General features: G+C 71.0%; 20 protein-coding genes and 1 tRNA gene. 13 read left to right on the forward strand and 8 right to left on the reverse strand.

What is annotated here, in order from left to right; translation table 11 throughout:
* Positions 1–241: 241 nt before the first annotated feature.
* On the forward strand, positions 242–1,096 hold the full coding sequence (locus OG933_RS24020; protein WP_405628868.1) for a DUF4232 domain-containing protein: 855 nt from the start codon (positions 242–244) through the stop codon (positions 1,094–1,096).
* 37 nt (positions 1,097–1,133) lie between these two features.
* On the opposite strand, the gene OG933_RS24025 is transcribed toward OG933_RS24020, so the two are convergent.
* The 3 genes from OG933_RS24025 to phoU form a co-directional block, all read right to left on the reverse strand.
* A complete protein-coding gene (locus tag OG933_RS24025; protein WP_142264944.1) occupies positions 1,134–1,382 on the reverse strand; it encodes an SCO4226 family nickel-binding protein in 249 nt (82 codons plus the stop codon).
* A gap of 236 nt (positions 1,383–1,618) precedes the next feature.
* Positions 1,619–1,777 (reverse strand): hypothetical protein, encoded by a 159-nt coding sequence (locus tag OG933_RS24030; protein ID WP_171398028.1) that lies wholly within the window; start codon positions 1,775–1,777, stop codon positions 1,619–1,621.
* A gap of 211 nt (positions 1,778–1,988) precedes the next feature.
* Positions 1,989–2,720 (reverse strand): phosphate signaling complex protein PhoU, encoded by a 732-nt coding sequence (gene phoU / locus OG933_RS24035; RefSeq protein ID WP_385256105.1) that lies wholly within the window; start codon positions 2,718–2,720, stop codon positions 1,989–1,991.
* Positions 2,721–2,997: 277 nt separating this feature from the next.
* Between phoU and OG933_RS24040 the strand changes: the two genes are divergently transcribed.
* Positions 2,998–4,344 (forward strand): ATP-binding protein, encoded by a 1,347-nt coding sequence (locus OG933_RS24040; protein WP_362528564.1) that lies wholly within the window; start codon positions 2,998–3,000, stop codon positions 4,342–4,344.
* Positions 4,341–5,021, forward strand: coding sequence for a response regulator transcription factor (locus tag OG933_RS24045; protein ID WP_007382946.1), 681 nt, complete (start codon positions 4,341–4,343; stop codon positions 5,019–5,021). Before OG933_RS24040 ends, OG933_RS24045 begins: the two co-directional genes overlap by 4 nt.
* A 288-nt stretch (positions 5,022–5,309) precedes the next feature.
* Here the strand turns inward: OG933_RS24045 and OG933_RS24050 are convergent, their stop codons facing one another.
* A complete protein-coding gene (locus tag OG933_RS24050) occupies positions 5,310–5,981 on the reverse strand; it encodes a DUF461 domain-containing protein (RefSeq protein WP_405628872.1) in 672 nt (223 codons plus the stop codon).
* A gap of 203 nt (positions 5,982–6,184) precedes the next feature.
* Between OG933_RS24050 and OG933_RS24055 the strand changes: the two genes are divergently transcribed.
* The 7 genes from OG933_RS24055 (at position 6,185) to OG933_RS24085 (ending at position 13,246) form a co-directional block, all read left to right on the forward strand.
* A complete protein-coding gene (locus tag OG933_RS24055; RefSeq protein ID WP_405628874.1) occupies positions 6,185–6,334 on the forward strand; it encodes a hypothetical protein in 150 nt (49 codons plus the stop codon).
* Positions 6,335–6,728: 394 nt separating this feature from the next.
* The gene (locus OG933_RS24060) at positions 6,729–7,211 is read left to right on the forward strand and encodes a CarD family transcriptional regulator (RefSeq protein WP_003953493.1); all 483 of its coding nucleotides are present in this window, start codon (positions 6,729–6,731) and stop codon (positions 7,209–7,211) included.
* A 358-nt stretch (positions 7,212–7,569) separates the two neighbouring features.
* Entirely contained in the window at positions 7,570–8,322 is a 753-nt protein-coding gene (gene ispD / locus OG933_RS24065; protein ID WP_405628876.1) for a 2-C-methyl-D-erythritol 4-phosphate cytidylyltransferase, read from the forward strand.
* A complete protein-coding gene (gene ispF / locus OG933_RS24070) occupies positions 8,312–8,809 on the forward strand; it encodes a 2-C-methyl-D-erythritol 2,4-cyclodiphosphate synthase (protein ID WP_362528558.1) in 498 nt (165 codons plus the stop codon). Before ispD ends, ispF begins: the two co-directional genes overlap by 11 nt.
* Before the next feature lie 106 nt (positions 8,810–8,915).
* Positions 8,916–10,316, forward strand: coding sequence for a cysteine--tRNA ligase (gene cysS / locus OG933_RS24075; RefSeq protein WP_362528555.1), 1,401 nt, complete (start codon positions 8,916–8,918; stop codon positions 10,314–10,316).
* Between the two features lie 101 nt (positions 10,317–10,417).
* Positions 10,418–11,359 carry a 23S rRNA (guanosine(2251)-2'-O)-methyltransferase RlmB gene (gene rlmB / locus OG933_RS24080; RefSeq protein ID WP_054243878.1) on the forward strand — a complete coding sequence of 314 codons (942 nt, stop codon included), beginning with the start codon at positions 10,418–10,420 and terminating at the stop codon, positions 11,357–11,359.
* 216 nt (positions 11,360–11,575) lie between these two features.
* Entirely contained in the window at positions 11,576–13,246 is a 1,671-nt protein-coding gene (locus OG933_RS24085) for a DoxX family membrane protein (protein WP_405628877.1), read from the forward strand.
* 160 nt (positions 13,247–13,406) lie between these two features.
* Here OG933_RS24085 and OG933_RS24090 read toward each other — a convergent pair whose 3' ends face one another.
* The 3 genes from OG933_RS24090 to OG933_RS24100 form a co-directional block, all read right to left on the reverse strand.
* Positions 13,407–14,138, reverse strand: coding sequence for a nucleotidyltransferase family protein (locus OG933_RS24090; protein ID WP_362528548.1), 732 nt, complete (start codon positions 14,136–14,138; stop codon positions 13,407–13,409).
* Positions 14,139–14,234: 96 nt separating this feature from the next.
* Entirely contained in the window at positions 14,235–14,705 is a 471-nt protein-coding gene (locus OG933_RS24095; RefSeq protein ID WP_020130313.1) for a hypothetical protein, read from the reverse strand.
* A gap of 210 nt (positions 14,706–14,915) precedes the next feature.
* A complete protein-coding gene (locus OG933_RS24100; RefSeq protein ID WP_020130312.1) occupies positions 14,916–16,004 on the reverse strand; it encodes an ABC transporter ATP-binding protein in 1,089 nt (362 codons plus the stop codon).
* A gap of 272 nt (positions 16,005–16,276) precedes the next feature.
* On the opposite strand from OG933_RS24100, the gene OG933_RS24105 reads away from it, so the two are divergent.
* The 3 genes from OG933_RS24105 to OG933_RS24115 all read left to right on the forward strand — a co-directional run bounded on the left by OG933_RS24105 (position 16,277) and on the right by OG933_RS24115 (position 18,524).
* Positions 16,277–16,350, forward strand: a tRNA-Thr gene (locus OG933_RS24105).
* An 80-nt stretch (positions 16,351–16,430) separates the two neighbouring features.
* Positions 16,431–17,096: a rhomboid-like protein gene (locus OG933_RS24110; protein ID WP_405628880.1), complete on the forward strand. Its 666-nt coding sequence runs from the start codon at positions 16,431–16,433 to the stop codon at positions 17,094–17,096.
* Between the two features lie 9 nt (positions 17,097–17,105).
* Complete coding sequence (locus OG933_RS24115; RefSeq protein WP_362528541.1) at positions 17,106–18,524, forward strand: FAD-dependent oxidoreductase; 1,419 nt, start codon at positions 17,106–17,108, stop codon at positions 18,522–18,524.
* Positions 18,525–18,585: 61 nt separating this feature from the next.
* Here the strand turns inward: OG933_RS24115 and OG933_RS24120 are convergent, their stop codons facing one another.
* The gene (locus OG933_RS24120; protein WP_405628882.1) at positions 18,586–20,082 is read right to left on the reverse strand and encodes an MFS transporter; all 1,497 of its coding nucleotides are present in this window, start codon (positions 20,080–20,082) and stop codon (positions 18,586–18,588) included.
* Positions 20,083–20,112: the final 30 nt, after the last annotated feature.

Below are 20,112 nucleotides of genomic sequence, written 5' to 3' on the forward strand. Positions count from 1 at the left end.
ACCCGGCGTCGGCCGGACGGCGAGCGGGGCAGGCCGCCGCCACGATCGACCGGATATTCCGATTTACGGGGTTCAGTCGATGTGGCCGGATATCGTCACCGATGCGTCACAGGTCGGTCCTCGGGAGAACCCGTTCGCCTGCCCGTTCTGTCTGCGTTGACGGACGACACGCAGGTGGGTCGGTGGCTTGGTGGGTGCTGAGGGCCGACGCCCTCGGCGATTCGGATCCGGGGGGGGCAGCATGCGGCACGCGAAGACGAACGAGAACGCCAACACGAACGAGAACGACAACAAGAACGACAACACGAACGCCAATACGAACGCGAACGCGGACAGGAACGGGAACGGGTACATGCGCTGGAACAGGTTCGGAATTCGGGGTTCCGTGATGGCGGCCGCCGTGGCCTCGGCCGCTCTGGTGGTGACGGGGTGCGGTTCGGGGGAGTCACCCAGCGCCTCCGCGAGTCCAGCCTCCGGCAGCCCCGCCTCCGTCAGTCCCGACTCCGCGACCCCCACCCACGTGACCTCCCCTTCCGTGACCTCCCCTTCAGTGGCCTCCCCTTCCGTGGCCTCCCCTTCCGTGGCCTCCGCCTCCGCGAGTGCCGCCGCCGTGACGCCCGCCGTGGACAGTTCCCGGGGTGCCGCCGCTGCCGCGCCGGTCTGTTCCGTGGGGAGCCTGAAGGTCGCCGCCCGGCAGGCCGCCGATCGCCCGTCGGGTACGGGGACCGGGGCGGCGATCGTCGAGTTCACCAACAGCTCGGCCAAGGCCTGCGTCCTCAAGGGTCATCCGACCGTCGCGGGAGCCGGCAACGGCTCTCCGGAGAAGAACGCCCCGCTCTCCGTCACGAACACCGGAACCGCCTCGCCGGTGACGCTGGCCCCCAAGGGCAAGGCATGGGTGAAGCTGACCTTCGTACAGGTGCAGGGGGAGGCCGACGGGTTCTGCGAATCCGGTGCGGAGCCCGTGGTGTACCCCACGCTCGTCATCGGCCTGCCGGGCGCGGGGAAGCATCAGGTCGCCCTGGACGACGGCCAGTTCGCGCAGTGCGACAACAAGGTGACCGTCACCGCGGTATCCGCGGTCAAGCCCACCTGACCCGGTCAGCGCCCCTCGGCGGACGCTCCGAGCGATCTCACACCGTCAGCGGCACCGGGTGGATCTCGTCCGCCATGTGCCCCGTGCGCTCGTGGACGCGCAGGACGGCCTCCGCCGAGGGCCCTTCGGAGAGGCAGTAGACGGTTCCGGACTCCGGGTCCGCCCAGGCCCGTTCGAAGTGCACGCCCTCTTCGCCCTCGATGGCGAGGTCCGCCCGGTGGGCCTCGAGGAGCTGGTCGGCGGTGATGCCGTGCATGTCGTGGTGGACGTCCATGAAGCGGGTCATGACTGCCCGCCCCCTTCCAGTCGCCGTGCCTGTGCCTGTGCCTGTGCCTGTGCCTGTGCGTGTGCTTGCGCGTGTGCCCGTGCTGTGCCTGCGTCCGCGACTTGCGCGGCTGCACTTCCATGCTGCGCTCGCGCTCCCCGCGCGGCGACCGGACGCGGAGCGGTCCGGGCATGACGAGGGGCCCGGTGCCGGTATCGGCGCCGGGCCCCTCGTTCACCCGCGTTCGTCGTACGGCTTCAGCCGCACTGGCAGGGGTTGCCCGACTGGCACCCGCAGCCGCACCCGGAACCGCAGCCGCACGCGCCGATGAGCATCAGGTTCCTGATCTCGGCGGGCTGCTCGGTCGGGCGTTCCTGTGCGGGGTCGGGCGTGGGAGTGATGGGGGACTCGGCCATGGGTTCCTCCCGGAGGCGTAGGACCTGTGCCCATTGCATGCCCGTTCCGCTGGGCGCATCAACGGCTCAACGGCGCACAGCGGCTTGCGAGCGCCCTGAGGAGATCCGGTACGCCCCCGCCGGACGACCCCCGCGGTCACCTACTCACCGCCGCAGGCTCCCGGTCACCCACTCACCGTCGAAGCCTCGGGTCACACGCTCACCGTCCGGCTCAGACTCCCTCTGCCGCCGTCCCCGTCCCCGTCCCCGTGCCCGCTCCGGTCGTCGGCTGGATGTCCGGCTGGATCTCCGGCTGGAGCTCGTCCGCGTGCTCGCCCGTCACCAGGAACACCACGCGCTTGGCGACGGCCACCGCGTGGTCGGCGAAGCGCTCGTAGTAGCGGCCCAGCAGCGTGACGTCGACGGCGGTCTCGATGCCGTGCTTCCAGCGGTCGTCCAGCAGGTGCTGGAAGAGGGTGCGGTGCAGGAGGTCCATCGCGTCGTCGTCCGACTCCAGCTGGAGGGCGAGGTCGACGTCCTTGGTGACGACGACCTCCGCCGCCTTCGCCATCAGGCGCTGCGCGAGCTGGCCCATCTCCAGGATGGTGGCGTGCAGGTCCTGCGGGACCGCGCGGTTCGGGAAGCGCAGCCGCGCCAGCTTCGCCACGTGCTGGGCGAGGTCGCCGGAGCGCTCCAGGTCGGCCGACATCCGCAGCGACGTGACGACGATCCGCAGGTCCGTCGCCACCGGCTGCTGCCGGGCCAGCAGTGCTATCGCCCGTGCCTCCAGGTCGTGCTGGAGCTCGTCGACCTTCTTGTCGGCCTCGATGACGCTCTCGGCGAGCTTCAGGTCGGCGTCGAGAATGGCGGTCGTGGCGCGTCCGATCGCCGACCCGACCAGCCGGGCCATCTCCACCAGGCTGTCGCCGATCGAGTCCAGTTCCTCGTGGTACGCGTCCCGCATCAGGGTTCCCTCTCGTACGTCGTGCTTGGGGTTCGGGTTCGGTTCCGGGGGCCAGAACCGGCCGCGAACCGGGTCGTAACCGGCTGCTGCACCGGCGCCGACCGGCCGTGGAACCGGTGCTGCGAACCCCACGGTGCCACGCTCCGCCCCGTACGCGTCGATTTCCGGCACCCCAAATGAACCACCACTGGCTCCAAGGTGAACTCTGGGCGACGAGTGTTCGAGGTCGCACCTCGATAGCTGTGGCCAGGACCGATCGCGTGCCTAACCTGGTGGCATGGACGTGAACGCGGCGGTCGCCGCAGCGGCAGCGATCGCCGGGGTACTCACCGGTGTCATCGCCATGCTGGCGTTCCGCTGGAGCGAGCGGGAACAGAAGCGCCCCACGCGCACCTCGCTGCACACGGACCCGGTGCTTCCGCCGGGTGTGGACACCGTCCTCTCCGTGCTTCGCTCCTCCGCCGTCGTGCTCGACGAGGCCGACGCCGTCGTGAAGGCCAGCTCCGCCGCCTATGCCCTCGGGCTGGTGCGCGGCGGCCGGCTCAGCGTCGAGCCGATGCTCAAGATGGCCCGGGACACCAGACGCGACGGAGAGATACGCCAGGTCGAGCTGGACCTTCCCCGGCGCGGGACCGGGCGCGGCGAGGCTCTCGCCGTGTCCGCCAGAGTGGCCCCGCTGGGCTCCCGGCTGGTCCTCCTTCTCGTGGAGGACCTCACCGAGGCCCGTCGTATCGAGGCGGTCCGGCGGGACTTCGTGGCGAACGTCAGCCATGAGCTGAAGACCCCGGTCGGCGCGCTCTCCCTTCTCTCCGAGGCCGTCATGGACGCCTCGGAGGATCCGGAGGCGGTGGAGCGGTTCGCCGGCCGTATGCAGATCGAGGCGACCCGGCTGACCAGCCTGGTCCAGGAGCTCATCGACCTCTCCAGGGTCCAGAACGACGATCCTCTCGAGGACGCCGAACCGGTCGGCATCGACGAGCTGGTCGCCGAGGCCGTCGACCGCTGCCGTCACCAGGCCGGGACCAAGCAGATCACCATGGCCGCCGGCGGCACCGCCGACCTGCGCGTCTTCGGGAACCGGGGCCAGCTGGCCGCCGCCCTCGGCAACCTGGTCGAGAACGCCGTCAACTACTCGCCCGCCCGGACCCGCGTCGGCATAGCCGCCCGCCGGGTGAGCGCGCCGGGCGGCGACCTGATCGAGATCGCCGTGACCGACCAGGGCATCGGCATCTCCGACAAGGACAAGGAGCGCATCTTCGAGCGCTTCTACCGCGTCGACCCGGCCCGCTCCCGCCAGACGGGCGGTACGGGGCTCGGGCTGGCGATCGTCAAGCACGTGGCCGCCTCGCACGGCGGGGAGGTCACGGTGTGGAGCGCCGAGAACCAGGGCTCCACGTTCACCCTGCGGCTGCCGGAGGCGGGCGTGGCCCGCGACCGCGCACAGCAGCATCCCGACCCGGACGAGGTCGACGACGTCGACGACCTCGGTGACGTCGACGACGTCGACGGCCTCGACGAGGTCGGTCACTCCTCCCCTCACCGCTCCACCCAGTCACCACCCCGCGCCTCATCCCCCGATTCGTCCGCGTACCGGACGCTTTCCGCCCCGGAGGTCCTTCCGTGACCCGAGTGCTCGTCGTCGAGGACGAGGAGTCCTTTTCCGACGCCCTGTCCTACATGCTCCGCAAGGAAGGCTTCGAGGTCGCCATCGCGGCCACCGGGCCCGACGGACTCGACGAGTTCGAGCGCAACGGCGCCGACCTCGTACTTCTCGACCTGATGCTGCCGGGCCTGCCCGGTACGGAGGTGTGCCGTCAGCTGCGCGGCCGCTCCAACGTCCCCGTGATCATGGTGACCGCGAAGGACAGCGAGATCGACAAGGTCGTCGGCCTGGAGATAGGAGCCGACGACTACGTCACCAAGCCCTTCTCGTCGCGCGAGCTGGTCGCCCGTATCCGGGCCGTCCTGCGCCGCCGGGGCGAGCCGGAGGAGGTGACCCCGGCGGCCCTGGAGGCCGGCCCGGTCCGTATGGACGTCGACCGCCACGTCGTGACGGTTTCCGGCTCCAAGGTCGACCTGCCCCTGAAGGAGTTCGACCTCCTGGAGATGCTGCTGCGCAACGCCGGCCGCGTCCTGACCCGTATGCAGCTCATCGACCGGGTCTGGGGCGCCGACTACGTGGGCGACACCAAGACCCTCGACGTCCACGTCAAGCGCCTGCGCGCCAAGATCGAGCCCGACCCGGGCGCCCCGCGCTACCTGGTGACGGTCCGCGGCCTGGGCTACAAGTTCGAGCCGTAGACCGGCCGCGGTCGCGGCCGCTCCCGCCGACGGACGGAGTCCGGCGCAGCACTGCGAAGCCCGCGCAGCGGTGCGAGGGGTGCGTCGGGGATGGTGCTCGAGCCCGACCCGGGTGCTCCGCGCTACCTGGTGACGGTCCGCGGCCTGGGCTACAAGTTCGAGCCGTAGACCGGACCGGCCGCGGCCGGTCCCGCCGACGGCGAGGGGTGCGTCGGGGATGGGCGGGCAAGCAAGGAGGGCGGCGCCCTGTGTGGGGTGCCGCCCTTCTGTGCGTGTGTGCGTACGAGGTCAGTGACCGGCGGCCGCCGACTCCGACTCCGACGCGGAGGCCGAGTCCGACGGGGAGGCCGAGCCGGACTCCGCGGAGCCGCCCTCGGCGGCCGCGCCCGAAGCCGACGCGGACGGGGACGCCGACGCGCTCTCGGCAGGGGACTCCGCGGCGCTCGGGATGTCGCTCGGACCCCACTTGGTGAAGTAGCTCTCGGCGGGGACGACGAAGGCGCGCAGGCTGATCGCGCCGGTCTCGCTGAAGGTGAAGGTCACCTTCTGGGCGTCGCCGTCCTTGACGGCCTCACGGCTGCTCGACAGGACGGCGGAGGCGTTGTTCGCGCCGCCGATGACGACCGAGCCGCCGGCCGGGACGGTCAGCCGGCCCTTGCCCTTCGCGGGCGAGAGCGCGGCGGACTTGCCGCCGTCGAGGGTGATGGACTCCAGCGTCTGCGCCTTGCTGCCGCTGTTGAAGACGGTCGCCGAGATCACGGCGGGTCCGGTCGACTCCAGGTCGGGCTGGGTGATGACGATGACGTTCTGCAGCTTGATGTCGCCGACGCTGGTGGCGGCGTTGTCCGGCTTGATCTCCAGGGTCTGGGAGTCGTTGCCGGCCCCACAGGCGGCGAGCGAGGCGATCGAGAACGCGATGGCGGAAGCGGCGAGGGCGCCGCGTCGAAGGCTGCTGCTCACGGCGGCGGCAACTCCTTGTACACACGGACGGCCTTCCTTTGGATAAAGCCGTCCTAAGGGTCTGTCAGCGGCCTTAGGTTACCGAGCCGTTCTCGCGCCACCGCACCCGACCCGCCTCTAGAGCGATCCCGTGCCTCGACGGACGCGCTGAACGGCCTCCGGCACCACCTGTCCCGACCGTCACAAGTGACCCATGAGTCACTTTGGCTTCACCCGCCGTCTTCCTCCTCGTCTCCCTCCTCGTCTTCCTCCCCGTCTTCCCGCTCCTCTTCGCGCTCGTCTTCGCGCTCGTCTTCTCACTTCTCTTCCCGCCTCTCCCTGTCCTCTTCCGGCTCGCCGGTCCATTCGCATAACCGCGCCGGACGTCCGATCGCGGATTTTCGGTGAAGGAATGCGAGGTCGTCCCCGGAATTGATCACGGGTCGGGTCGAGGGGCCGATGATCAATTCCGGAAACGGCTCGTATCCGGCCACGTGAACCGAACGGAGTAGCGGAAGTCGCACTCCTGGAAGCGGACATATGTGGACGTTCGGCCGTTCGGGCGGGGCTCCGGATGTGTGTAACGTGCGCGTTTCTCCCCCCACGGAGAGCGCCTCCGACCTGCGAATACCTGCTTCCGTCGCCCCTCCGCAGCACGTTCCTGTTGCTGTTGTCAAGCCCCGAGATATGCCCTGACCTGCGAAAACGCCATTCAGAACCCGCAGTTTCCGTGTTACCCTGGATAGCCACGGAAGGGGTACCTGTCACATGACGTTCAAGGTTGGCGACACCGTGGTCTATCCCCATCACGGGGCCGCGCTGATCGAGGCCATCGAAACTCGCCAGATCAAAGGCGTGGACAAGACCTACTTGGTGCTGAAGGTCGCCCAGGGTGACCTGACGGTACGTGTGCCAGCGGACAATGCGGAGTTCGTCGGCGTACGTGATGTGGTCGGTCAGGACGGGCTGGACCGGGTCTTCGAGGTGCTGCGCGCGCCGTACGCCGAGGAGCCCACGAACTGGTCGCGTCGTTACAAGGCAAATCTGGAGAAGCTCGCCTCCGGCGATGTCATCAAGGTCGCGGAAGTCGTGCGTGACCTGTGGCGTCGTGAGCGCGAGCGCGGACTCTCCGCCGGTGAGAAGCGCATGCTCGCCAAGGCCCGCCAGATCCTGGTGAGCGAGCTCGCTCTCGCGGAGAACACCAACGAGGACAAGGCCGAAGCCCTGCTCGACGAGGTGCTCGCGTCCTGAGCTCGACGCGTTTTTCGAGTGCTGAAGCCGGCCCGAGACCGGTCTCCGCACGCTGAAGAACACGCACACTGAAGAACACTGAAATGCCGCGGTGCCCGATGACGAATTTCCCGTCGCCGGGCGCTGCGGCATGTTCGCGCCAGGACAACCGCCGCACGCCGTACCCCCACAGGGGTGGTCGGTCGATACTGCCCCCGAAGCGCCCCCGATAATGCGACCGATGCTTCGATACTTGGTGTGCCGGGCCCGGGCTGCTGCCTCGACCGGCACGTCACGGAAGGGTCCGGTCAAGGCGTCGCGCCCGGCACTTCCAGGGCCATACCCACGCCAGGCCGGAACACAAACCTGACAGGAACCGATGTCTGACGATTCGCGTCCTCTCCCCACGCCCACCCGCACGGCCGCGGTGATTCCGGCCGCCGGGCGGGGTGTCCGCCTCGGTCCGGGTGCCCCCAAGGCGCTCCGCACGCTGGGCGGCACGCCCATGCTGATCCACGCGGTGCGCGCCCTCGCCGCCTCCCGCGCCGTCTCCCTGGTCGTCGTCGTGGCCCCGCCGGACGGCACCGCCGAGGTGAAGTCGCTGCTCGACGCACACGCGCTGCCCGACCGCACCGACTTCCTGGTCGTGCCCGGCGGTGACTCCCGCCAGGAGTCCGTGAAGCTCGGCCTGGACGCGCTGCCGCCCGGCCACGACATCGTCCTGGTGCATGACGCCGCCCGGCCCCTCGTCCCCGTCGACACGGTGGACGCCGTGATCGAGGCCGTACGTGACGGAGCCCCCGCCGTGGTGCCGGCGCTGCCGCTCGCGGACACCGTCAAGGAGGTCGAACCGGCCGGGACCGCCGGCGACCCCGAGCCGGTCGTCGCGACGCCCGAGCGCGCCCGCCTCCGTGCCGTGCAGACCCCGCAGGGCTTCGACCGGGCCACCCTGATCCGCGCCCACGAGTCGGTCACGGAGAACGTCACCGACGACGCGAGCATGGTCGAGCAGCTGGGGCTGACGGTCGTGGTCGTTCCCGGCCACGAGGAGGCCTTCAAGGTCACCCGGCCCCTCGACCTGGTCCTCGCGGAGGCGGTCCTGGCCCGCAGGAGGCTCAACGATGGCTACTGAGGCGCGGCCCGTGCTTCCCCAGGTCGGCATCGGCACCGACATCCACGCCTTCGAGGAGGGCCGCGAGCTGTGGTGCGCGGGCCTGAAGTGGGAGGGAGAGGGCCCCGGGCTGGCCGGGCACTCCGACGCGGACGTCGTCGCGCACGCCGCCTGCAACGCGCTCTTCTCCGCGGCCGGCCTCGGTGACCTGGGGCAGCACTTCGGCACCGGACGCCCCGAGTGGTCCGGCGCCTCGGGCGTCACCCTGCTCACGGAGGCGGCCCGGATCGTCCGCGCGGCCGGCTTCGTCATCGGCAACGTCGCCGTACAGGTCGTCGGACCCCGCCCCAAGATCGGTAAGCGGCGCGACGAGGCGCAGAAGATCCTCTCCGAGGCGGCGGGCGCGCCGGTGTCGGTGTCGGGTGCGACGACGGACGGGCTCGGGTTCCCGGGACGCGACGAGGGCCTGATGGCGATCGCGACGGCGCTGGTGGCGCGTACCGGCTGAGCGGCGCCGTCGGCACCGGCCGACATATGCCATGGCATGTCACGAATGTGTGGCCCTTGGGTGGAAGGGGCTCGGGGCATTGCTCCACGCCCACTACCCTGGAGAGGTGACCATTCGCCTGTACGACACCAGTGCCCGGCAGATCCGTGACTTCGCCCCGCTCCAGCCGGGTTGTGTCTCGATCTACCTCTGTGGTGCCACCGTGCAGGCGGCTCCGCACATCGGGCACATCCGTTCGGGCCTGAACTTCGACATCATGCGCCGGTGGTTCGCCCACCGCGGCTACGACGTCACGTTCATCCGCAACGTCACCGACATCGACGACAAGATCATCGCCAAGTCGCACGACCAGGGCCGCCCCTGGTGGTCGATCGGGTACGAGAACGAGCGGGCGTTCAACGACGGCTACCAGGCGCTGGGTTGCCTGCCGCCGACGTACGAGCCGCGCGCCACCGGGCACGTCCCCGAGATGATCGAGATGATGCGCGGGCTGATCGAGCGCGGTCACGCCTACGAGTCCGAGGGCAACGTCTACTTCGACGTGCGCTCGTTCCCGGGCTACCTGGAGCTGTCCAACCAGGACCTCGACGACCTGCGTCAGCCCTCGGGCGAGGGCGAGACCGGCAAGCGCGACCAGCGCGACTTCGCGCTGTGGAAGTCGGTCAAGCCGGGCGAGCCGAGCTGGGAGACCCCCTGGGGCCGCGGGCGTCCCGGCTGGCACCTCGAGTGCTCGGCGATGGCGCACAAGTACCTGGGCCCCGTCTTCGACATCCACGGCGGCGGACTCGACCTGATCTTCCCGCACCACGAGAACGAGATCGCCCAGGCCAAGGCCTACGGCGACGAGTTCGCCCGGTACTGGGTGCACAACGCCTGGGTCACCATGGCCGGCGAGAAGATGTCGAAGTCGCTGGGCAACAGCGTCCTCGTCTCCGAGATGGTGAAGCAGTGGCGCCCGATCGTGCTGCGCTACTACCTCGGTACGCCCCACTACCGCTCGATGATCGAGTACAGCGAGGAGTCGCTGCGCGAGGCCGAGTCGGCGTTCGCGCGGATCGAGGGCTTCGTGCAGCGCGTCGTCGAGAAGGCCGGGGGAGTCGTCGAGCCGGCGGCCGAGGTCCCGCCCGCATTCGCCGAGGCGATGGACGACGACCTGGGTGTCCCGCAGGCGCTCGCCATCGTGCACACGACGGTCCGGCAGGGGAACTCGGCCCTCGCCGCCGACGACAAGGAAGCCGCCGTGGCCCGCCTCGCCGAGGTCCGTGCCATGCTCGGTGTCCTCGGTCTGGACCCGCTCGACGCCCACTGGGCCGGCGAGGAGAGCCGGGGTGAGGACCTGCACGGCGTGGTCGACAGCCTCGTACGACTCGTCCTCGACCAGCGCGAGTCGGCCCGCGCGCGCAAGGACTGGGCGACCGCGGACGCCATTCGCGACCAGCTCGCCCAGTCCGGCCTGGCCATCGAGGACGGCCCGCAGGGGCCGCGCTGGAGCCTCGGCCCGCGGTAGGGCGGCCCCGGGGCTGTCCTTGATCGACTGTGCCGCCCGGCCTTCCGGGCGGCACACTGCATAAGACGTACGTACGAAAAGCTCACGGAGACGAGAGACTCATGGCAGCCAACAACCGCCGCATGTCCGGCAAGAAGGGCGCGCAGGTCGGCAGTGGCGGCCAGCGGCGCCGGGGCCTGGAGGGCAAGGGTCCCACCCCGCCCGCCGAGATGCGCAAGAAGCACAAGGCGAACCGCATCGCGACCGCCAAGGCGAAGCAGGCCGTGCGCCGGCCCGCACAGCGCGGCCGTGGCGGCAAGGGCACGTCCGAGATGGTCGTCGGCCGCAACTCCGTCGTCGAGGCGCTGCGCGAGGGCGTGCCCGCGACGATGCTCTACGTGCAGCAGTTCATCGACAACGACGAGCGGGTGCGCGAGGCGCTCCAGCTCGCCGCCGAGCGCGGTGGCATCCACCTCATGGAGGCCCCGCGTCCCGAGCTGGACCGCATGACCAACGGCCTCAACCACCAGGGCCTGGTCCTCCAGGTCCCGCCGTACGAGTACGCGCACCCCGAGGACCTGGCGTCGACCGCCTACGACCACGGCGAGGACCCGCTGATCGTCGCCCTCGACGGTGTGACCGACCCGCGCAACCTGGGTGCCGTCGTCCGCTCCGTCTCCGCCTTCGGCGGTCACGGCGTCGTCGTCCCCGAGCGCCGCGCGGCCGGTATGACGGCCGGCGCCTGGAAGACGTCCGCCGGTGCGGCCGCCCGTACCCCGGTCGCCCGCGCCACCAACCTCACCCGCGCCCTGGAGGCCTACAAGAAGGCCGGTATCGCGGTCGTCGGCCTGGCCGCCGACGGTGAGCACGAGGTCGGCACGCTGAAGGCCCTGGACGGACCGGTCGTCATCGTCGTCGGCAGCGAGGGCAAGGGCCTCTCCCGCCTGGTCGGCGAGACCTGCGACTTCCGGGTGCGGATCCCGATGCCGGGTGGCGCGGAGTCCCTCAACGCGGGTGTGGCGGCCGGGATCGTGCTGTACGAGGCGGCTCGGCGCCGGGGCTGAGGCAGTCCGGGCTGCGCCGGCCCGGGCCGGCGCAGCCCGCCGGTCGGAGGCCGGCGCAGCCCTGCGCAGCCGCGTCGCGTGCGAGGGCGGCAGAGGGAGACGGTGCACTCACGGTTCACTCGGACGGGTTAATCCCGGCGAGTAGTGCAACCTTGACGGAGCCCGGACAGATCCGGCGGGTCAAAGCAGTGTCCTAAACACACGTCACTCGGTTAGATGAGTGTGGACACCAGAACACCCCGCACACCCACGGGGGACCGCTCGTCGGGATTCGACGACGCTCCCGCGCTGAGCATGGTGAAGGTGCCGAGCGATCCGGCGCAGATCATCGTCAGCCACGCGAGCTTCCGCGTGCAGCTGGGCGCGTCGGCGCGGCGTAACCAATCCCCGCGGATCGCCCGGCACGTGAGCGCCATCGATGACACCGCGCGCATGGCCGCCGTCGGGGCGGTCGGCAGAGCGGGCGCCGCTTCCGGTGGCCGTCGGCGGGCCGTCGTCTGGAGCGGCAAGTCCGCCCCGGACGACACCGGCGCCCACCGACTGCTGCAGGCCGTGCGGGCAGGCAGCGTCGGCCACGGCGAACCGCCCGGTGCCGACGCCGGAGCCACCCAGGTCATCCCCCGCGTCGGCATGGGCGGCCGCGGGTACGACGGCGACCTCGCCGCGCAGACCCTCGAGACCCCGATCGTCGGCGCCCAGCGGACGCCCGTCGACGGCGCCCAGCGGATCCTGCCGAACATGCGAGGCGTCGGCAGCGCCTACGACGAACCCGCCTACGACGACGGCCAGTTCGAGGACTTCGGGGAAGCCGACGTCGACCCGGACCCGGCGCCGCGGAGCCGGCGGCAGGGCGAGGACCCCGCCCGGCACGCCTACTACCCGGGCCGCCGGATGAACCTCGGCGTGGTCCTGCTCCCGCTGCGCGTCTTCCTCGGCTTCATCTCCATCTACGCCGGCATGGGCAAGCTGTGCGACCCCGTCTACTTCGACGGCGGCAAGCGCGGCTCCATGGTGAAGTGGCTCAACACCCTGCACCCGTGGGAAGTCGCCGAGCCGCTGCGCCAGTTCGCCCTGCACCACCCCGTCGGCTCCGGCCTCGTCATCGCCTTCCTCCAGGTCGTCGTGGGCGTGCTGACGGTCCTGGGCTGCTGGCAGCGGGTCGCCGCGGTCGTCGGCGCCGGGCTCTCGGCGGCGCTCATCGTCACCGTCAGCTGGAAGACCGTCCCGGTCTACGACACCCCCGACATCATCTACCTCGCCGCCTGGTCGCCGCTGGTCATCGCCGGCGCCCCCGTCTACTCGGTGGACGGCCGGCTCGCCGCCGGTGCGTGGCGTCGGCTCGGTCCGCGCTCCGACCTGTGGGAGCTGCGCCGTTACGTGCTGCGTCGTGGCGCCCTGGTGACCGCGATCGCCGTCGGGCTCACCCTGCTCGTCGGCTCGCTGCTCGGCGGCGCCGTCCGCGACGCCGACCGGGTGGTCGTCCCCGGCCCGGGCGAGCCCCCGCGCAACGAGCTGCCCGGCTCCCCGCTGCCGGAGAAGTCCGGCACGCACAAGGCGTCCCGGCAGCCCGCCGCGTCCAGCTCGCCCACTCAGGGCGCCACCTCGGCGGCCCCGACGGCGGGCACGGACAGCGAGCCCTCGAAGGCGCAGGACTCCGGCACCACCGGCAGCGGAGACGCCGGCGCGCCCAGCCAGACGCAGGGCACCGCGGGCGAGGCCCCTCCGGAGCAGTCCACTCCCGTGGAGCAGGCGCCCGCCACCAGCTCCGGCCCGTCCTCCGGTGGCTCCGCCACCTCAGGCGGTTCGACGAGCGGCGGCGGTGGCGGCTCTGACGGGGGCTCGTCCTCCTCCGGCCAGCCGGGCCTGGTGGGCGGCTTGCTCGGGTAGCGCGGAACTGAAGAAGGGCCAGGGTGCCGTGCGCTGACAAGCGCACGACACCCTGGCCCTTCTGCTTTTTGAGGGGCGCGGGGAACTGCGCGACCAGCCCCATCCGGGCCGGTGGCCGACAACGAACCGCTCCGCTCCACCCGCGGAGCGACTCAGCGGCTCAGCGGCTCAGCGCCGCCAGTTCCTTCGCCGCCTCCGTGAGGTCCTTCGCGGTGTCGATGGCCCGCCAGTACGCCCCCTGCGGGAGCGGGAACCCGGCCAGCCGCCGTTCGCGGGCGAGGTGCGGGAACGTCGTCCGCTCGTGGTCCCCGCGCTCGGGGAGCAGGCCGGCGAACGCGGGGGAGAAGACGTAGACGCCCGCGTTGATCTCGTACGTGGTGGGCGGCGCCTCGATGAAGTCCGTGATGTGGCCGAACCCGTCCGTCTGCACCGCGCCCCACGGAATACGCGGACGCGCCAGCGCGAGGGTCGCTATGGCGTCGCGCTCGGTGTGGAAGTCGGCCATCTCGCGCAGCGAGAAGCGGGTCCAGATGTCGCCGTTGGTGGCGTACCAGGGCCGGTCGGGGTGGGGCAGGTGGGCGGCCGCGTACTTCAGCCCGCCGCCGCGGCCCAGGGGCTCGTTCTCGACGACGGTGGTGACCTTGACGGGCAGGTCGGCCGACTTCAGCCAGTCCTGGAGGACCTCGGCGAGGTGGCCGCAGGAGACGACGACGTCGGTGACGCCCTCCTCGGCGAGCCAGACGAGCTGATGGCCGATGATCGGCGTCCCCGTGCCGGGGATCTCGACCATCGGCTTGGGCCGGTCGTCGGTGTACGGACGCAGCCGGGATCCCTGGCCACCGGCCAGGATGACGGCTTGCGTGGGGCGGGACGCGGCGTGCGGATCGGTCATGCCCGCACTGTACGTGCCGCTTGTTCCGGGGCGTGCGGCTCCCCCGGAGGGAACCGCACGCCCCGGTCGCTACGGCCGGCCCGGCGGCCCGGTGGCTCAGCCCCGGGCCGCCAGGACGCCCGAGGCGAAGGCCGTGTCGCACACCGGGCGGGAGTACGACTGGGCGCGCGAGGGGCCGTACACGCGGACGGCCGCCCGGCCCAGGGCGCGGGCGATGGAGGAGCAGTGCTTCGCCAGCGACGGCTTGCCGTTCACGGCGGCCTGGAGGTGGGTCAGGGCGACGCCCGGATCCTTCTCCTGGAGCTCGGTCAGCAACTGGTCGCGCAGCACGTCCTGCGGGGCCTTGGCGGCCTGGTGCGAGGACTGCTGTGCGGCGGAGACGTCGGAGGCGGTGAGCACCGAATCCGAGGGGTTCCCCGACCAGTTGACCCGGGTGACCGCGAGGGTCCCGGAGAGCACCATGACGACGGGCAGGACGAGGGCGAGCGAGCGGCCGATCCGGCGGGCTGGGCCGCCCTGGCCGCGGCGCGTGCGCTGGGTGGTGGAGTGGTTCGCGGAGTGCTTCACGCGTGAGAGGGTAGCGTGCAGTAATGATTTGGCGACATTTAGTCACCCGGACGGGGGATGAAGCCGTGCTCCCTTTTGGGTAAGGGGTTGACGGACCTCGGTCGAAATGTCCGCTGTGCCGGGGATTTTCGCGGGCAGGGAAAAGGGCCCCGCAGCAGGCTGCGGGGCCCTTTTCGTCAACCCGGGTGAATCACCCGGGTTCAAACCGGGTCAGTCGGAGAGACGCGCACCCGTCGACGTCGAGAAGACGTGGGTCTCGCCCGCGCGCGGGACGACGTGCAGCGTGCTGCCCTTCTCCGGGACGTCACGGCCGCCGACGCGGACCACGAGGTCCTTCGACTCGCTGCCGACCTTGGCGGTGCCGTAGACGAAGGCGTCGGAGCCGAGCTCCTCGACCACGTTCACGACGACCGCGAGGCCCGTGTCGGCGTCGGCGCCGGCCACGTCGAAGTGCTCGGGGCGGACACCGACGGTGACCGTCTTGTCGGTGGCGGCGGCGAGCGCGTCACGCTGGACCGGGACCACCGAGTTGCCGAACTTCACGCCGCCGTCGGCGATCGGCACCTCGACGAGGTTCATCGCCGGGGAGCCGATGAAGCCGGCCACGAAGAGGTTCGCGGGCCGGTCGTACATGTTGCGCGGGGTGTCGACCTGCTGGAGCAGACCGTCCTTGAGGACCGCCACGCGGTCGCCCATGGTGAGGGCCTCGACCTGGTCGTGGGTGACGTAGACGGTGGTGATGCCGAGGCGGCGCTGCAGCGAGGCGATCTGCGTACGCGTCGAGACGCGGAGCTTGGCGTCCAGGTTGGACAGCGGCTCGTCCATGAGGAAGACCTGCGGCTCACGCACGATGGCGCGGCCCATCGCGACACGCTGGCGCTGACCACCCGAGAGGGCCTTCGGCTTGCGGTCCAGGTACTCGGTGAGGTCGAGGATCTTCGCGGCCTCTTCGACCTTCTGCCGGATCTCCGCCTTGTTGACGCCGGCGATCTTGAGCGCGAAGCCCATGTTGTCGGCGACCGACATGTGCGGGTAGAGGGCGTAGTTCTGGAACACCATGGCGATGTCCCGGTCCTTGGGCGGCAGGTGCGTGACGTCGCGGTCGCCGATGCGGATCGCACCGCCGTTGACGTCCTCGAGCCCCGCGAGCATGCGGAGCGAGGTGGACTTGCCGCAGCCGGACGGGCCGACCAGGACGAGGAACTCGCCGTCCGCGATGTCGATCTCGAGAGCGTCGACGGCGGGCTTGGTGGAACCCGGGTAGATCCGGGTCGCCTTGTCGAACGTGACAGTGGCCATGGTGAAGGGCCCCCTTCTACCGGCAGGAACGTGCCGGACGATCCGTTGTAGGAAGGTGGTTGGTGTAGTCCACATGAGCGAACTGGGTCAGGACGGTACCTGGCGTTTCCCGGTCTGTCAGTACCCGGAGGCATGTGAACTTCGCGGAAACTTTCGAGTGGGGCGGAGCCGCCCGCTGGTCAGAGCCGCGCGGACCGCGGAAGTCCGTGGCCCGGGGAAAGCGCGGCTGTGTACAGTGGTCCCGCCCTCGCGTGCGTGCGGTGGCGCGCGATGCCTCCTTAGCTCAGCTGGCCAGAGCAGCTCACTTGTAATGAGCAGGTCGTCGGTTCGAATCCGACAGGGGGCTCTCTGAAAAGCCCAGGTCAGCTCTTGTGCGACCTGGGCTTTCCCCTGCCCGCGACCCGTGATTCGCCGATACTGGGCCGGGTGAGACGGCTCTGCGGGCTTTCCGGCGTCCGGCGGGCGGTGTGGGCGTACGTCCGCAGCGCGCCCGGCACCTATGTGTGGCTGGCGGTCCTGTTCGTCACCACGGTGGCTCTGCACCACATGTCGCCGGAGTTCGAGCAGGAGTTCCTGCGGCAGCGGTCCACCAACATCCATGAGCTGTCCCGGCACCCGGTGCGGGTGCTGGTGGCGAGCGCGATGTGGATCGACGGCGGGTACTGGCTGCCGTACGCGGTGCTGTACTCCGTCTTCCACGCCCGGGCCGAGCGGTGGCTGGGCACCGCGCGGTGGCTGGCGGTGTGCGCGGCCGCGCATGTGCTGGCGACGCTGATCAGCGAGGGGGCACTGGCGAAGGCGATCGGGGACGGGCTCGCCCCGCAGTCGGCGGTCAACACCCTCGACGTCGGGGTGAGTTACGCGCTGTCGGGGGTGGTGGCGGTGCTCGCCTACCGCATCGGTCCGCCCTGGCGGTACGGGTATCTCGCGGCCGTGCTCGTCTTCTACGGCTTCCCGCTGACCGCCGAACCGACCTTCACGGACTTCGGCCACTTCGTCTCCGTCCTCGTCGGGCTGGCGTGTTGTCCGCTGGTCAGAGGGCGCGAAAGAGTACGGAATCCGAAGGAGACAGCGCCTGTGCCGCCGGGTTAACGTCCGGCCATGAGCAGCTCGGCAAGCGGTGTCGTGGACGGCGTCGTCAATGGCGGCATCTCCTTCTGGTACGCGGACGACGGCCTTCCGGCGGTGCGGGAGCCGCTCGCCGGTGACGCCTCCGCCGATGTCGTGATCGTCGGCGGCGGGTACACGGGGCTGTGGACGGCGTACTACCTGAAGAAGGCGGCGCCCTTCCTGCGGATCACCGTCCTGGAGCAGAGGTTCTGCGGATACGGCGCCTCGGGGCGCAACGGCGGCTGGCTGTACAACGGCATCGCCGGCCGGGACCGATACGCGAAGCTGCACGGCCACGAGGCCGCCGTACGGCTCCAGCGGGCGATGAACGACACCGTCGACGAGGTCGTCCGGGCGGTGGCGGAGGAGGGCTTCGACGCCGGTGTCCACCGGGGCGGGGTGCTGGAGGTGGCCCGGACCCCCGCGCAACTGGCGCGGCTGAAGGACTTCCACGCGCACGAGCTGTCGTACGGGGAGCGGGACCGCGAGCTGTACGGCGCCCGGGAGACGGCCGAGCGGGTGCGGGTGGCGGGCGCCGTGGGGTCGAGCTGGACCCCGCACGGGGCGCGGGTGCACCCGGTGAAGCTGGTCAAGGGGCTTGCGGCGGCCGTGGAGGCGCTGGGGGTGGAGATCCGTGAGTCGACCCCGGTGACGGAGATCCTCCCGGGCCGGGCGGTGACGCCGTACGGGACCGTGCGGGCGCCGTACGTGCTGCGCTGCACGGAGGGGTTCACGGCCGCGTTGCAGGGTGAGCGGCGGACCTGGCTGCCCATGAACTCCTCGATGATCGCCACCGAGCCGCTCACCGACGAGCAGTGGGCGGCGGTCGGCTGGTCGGGGCGGGAGGCGCTCGGCGACATGGCGCACGCCTACATGTACGCCCAGCGCACGGCGGACGGCCGGATCGCGCTCGGCGGGCGCGGGGTGCCCTACCGCTTCGGCTCGCGGACGGACAACGACGGACGCACGCAGCTGGAGACCGCCGGGGCGCTGCGCGAGATCCTGGTCGGGTTCTTCCCGGCGCTGGCCGGGGTGCGGGTCGCGCACGCCTGGTCCGGGGTGCTGGGCGTGCCGCGCGACTGGTGCGCGACGGTCACGCTGGACCGGGCCACGGGCCTCGGCTGGGCGGGCGGTTACGTCGGCTCCGGCGTCGCCACCGCGAACCTGGCCGCGCGGACCCTGCGCGACCTGGTGCGGCTCGACTCGGGCCAGGAGGGCCGCACCGACCTCACCGACCTGCCCTGGGTCGGCCACAAGGTGCGCAGGTGGGAGCCGGAGCCGCTGCGCTGGCTGGGGGTGCGGGGCATGTACGCGACCTACCGGGCGGCGGACCGGCGGGAGACGGAGCGCCACGCGCCGGGGTCCTCACGGCTGGCGCGGGTCGCGGACCGGGTGGCGGGACGCCACTGACGCAGGCCCCTGCCTCGACCCCGGACCCCTTGCCGCTCCCGGCCCGCCGGGAGCTGGGCGGTCAGCCCACCGATTCCGGTACGGCCGCCGCCGGGGCATGTCTCGGGGGGCCGGTGGTGACCATCAGGCCCGCCACCAGGCCGGCCAGCAGCATGATTCCGGCGGCCCACCAGATGGCCACCGTGTAGCCGTGCACGGTGGCCTCGGCGGCGACCTGGGACCGGCGCGCGGGGCCGGTCAGATGGGCCGAGAGGTAGGCGGTGCTGCTGGTGGTGGCGATCGTGTTGAGCAGCGCGGTGCCGATGGAGCCGCCCACCTGCTGTGAGGTGTTGACGGTGGCGGACGTGACACCGGCGTCCTGAGGGGCGACCCCGGCGGTGGCCGTGGAGAAGACCGGCATGAAGGTCAGGCCCATGCCGAGGCCCATCAGGAGCAGGGCGGGCAGGATCTCGTCGGAGTAGGAGGAGTCCACCGTCATCTGGGTCAGGATCACCATGCCGCCCGCGGCGAGGAGCATGCCGGGGACCATCAGCATGCGCGGCGGCACCCGGTTCATCAGCCGGGCGGAGATCTGGGTGGAACCGATGATGATCGCCAGGGTGAGCGGGAGGAAGGCGAGGCCCGTCCTCAGGGGGGAGTAGCCGAGGATGACCTGCAGGTAGTAGGTCATGAACAGGAACAGTCCGAACATCCCGATGATGGCCAGGCCCATGGTCAGGAAGCAGCCCGCGCGGTTGCGTTCCTTGATGATGTGCAGGGGCAGCAGCGGCACCCGCGCCTTCGTCTGCCACCACACGAACACCGTGAGCAGGACGATCCCGCCCGCGAAGAGCCCCAGCACCAGGGGGTCGGTCCAGCCGCGCGGCTCGGCCTCGCTGAAGCCGTAGACGATCGCGACCAGGCCGCCGCAGCCCAGCACCGCGCCGGGCACGTCGAGACGGACGTCCGCGTGGCCGGGGCGGTCGTGGAGCAGCGCGAGGGCGCCGAACACGGCGACGACGGCGATGGGCACGTTGACGTACAGGCACCAGCGCCAGTCGAGGTACTCGGTGAGCAGGCCGCCGACGATGAAGCCGATCGCGGCGCCGCTGCCGGCGAGGGCGCCGTAGATGCCGAAGGCCTTGCCGCGTTCCCTGGGGTCGGTGAACGTCGTCGTCAGGAGGCTGAGCGCGGAAGGGGCGAGTACGGCCGCGAAGGCGCCCTGGAGGGCGCGGGCGCCGAACAGCATGCCCGAGCCGGTGGCCGCCCCGCCGAGCGCGGAGGCGACGGCGAAGCCGATGAGCCCGATGACGAACGTGCGTTTGCGGCCCACCAGGTCGGCGATCCGGCCGCCGAGCAGCAGCAGGCCGCCGAAGGCCAGGGTGTAGGCGGTGATCACCCACTGGCGGTCGCCGTCGGAGATGCCCAGGTCCTCCTGTGCGGAGGGCAGTGCGATGTTCACGATCGTCGCGTCCAGGACGACCATGAGCTGGGCGAGGGCGATGATCACCAGGCCCCACCAGCGGCGGGGATCGGGTTCGGTGTCGGCGGAGGATTCACCTGTCCGGGTGACACTCATTCCGACAGAACACCATGAATCAGTGCTTAT

Source organism: Streptomyces sp. NBC_00016 (genome assembly GCF_045040885.1).
Lineage (GTDB): Bacteria > Actinomycetota > Actinomycetes > Streptomycetales > Streptomycetaceae > Streptomyces > Streptomyces coriariae.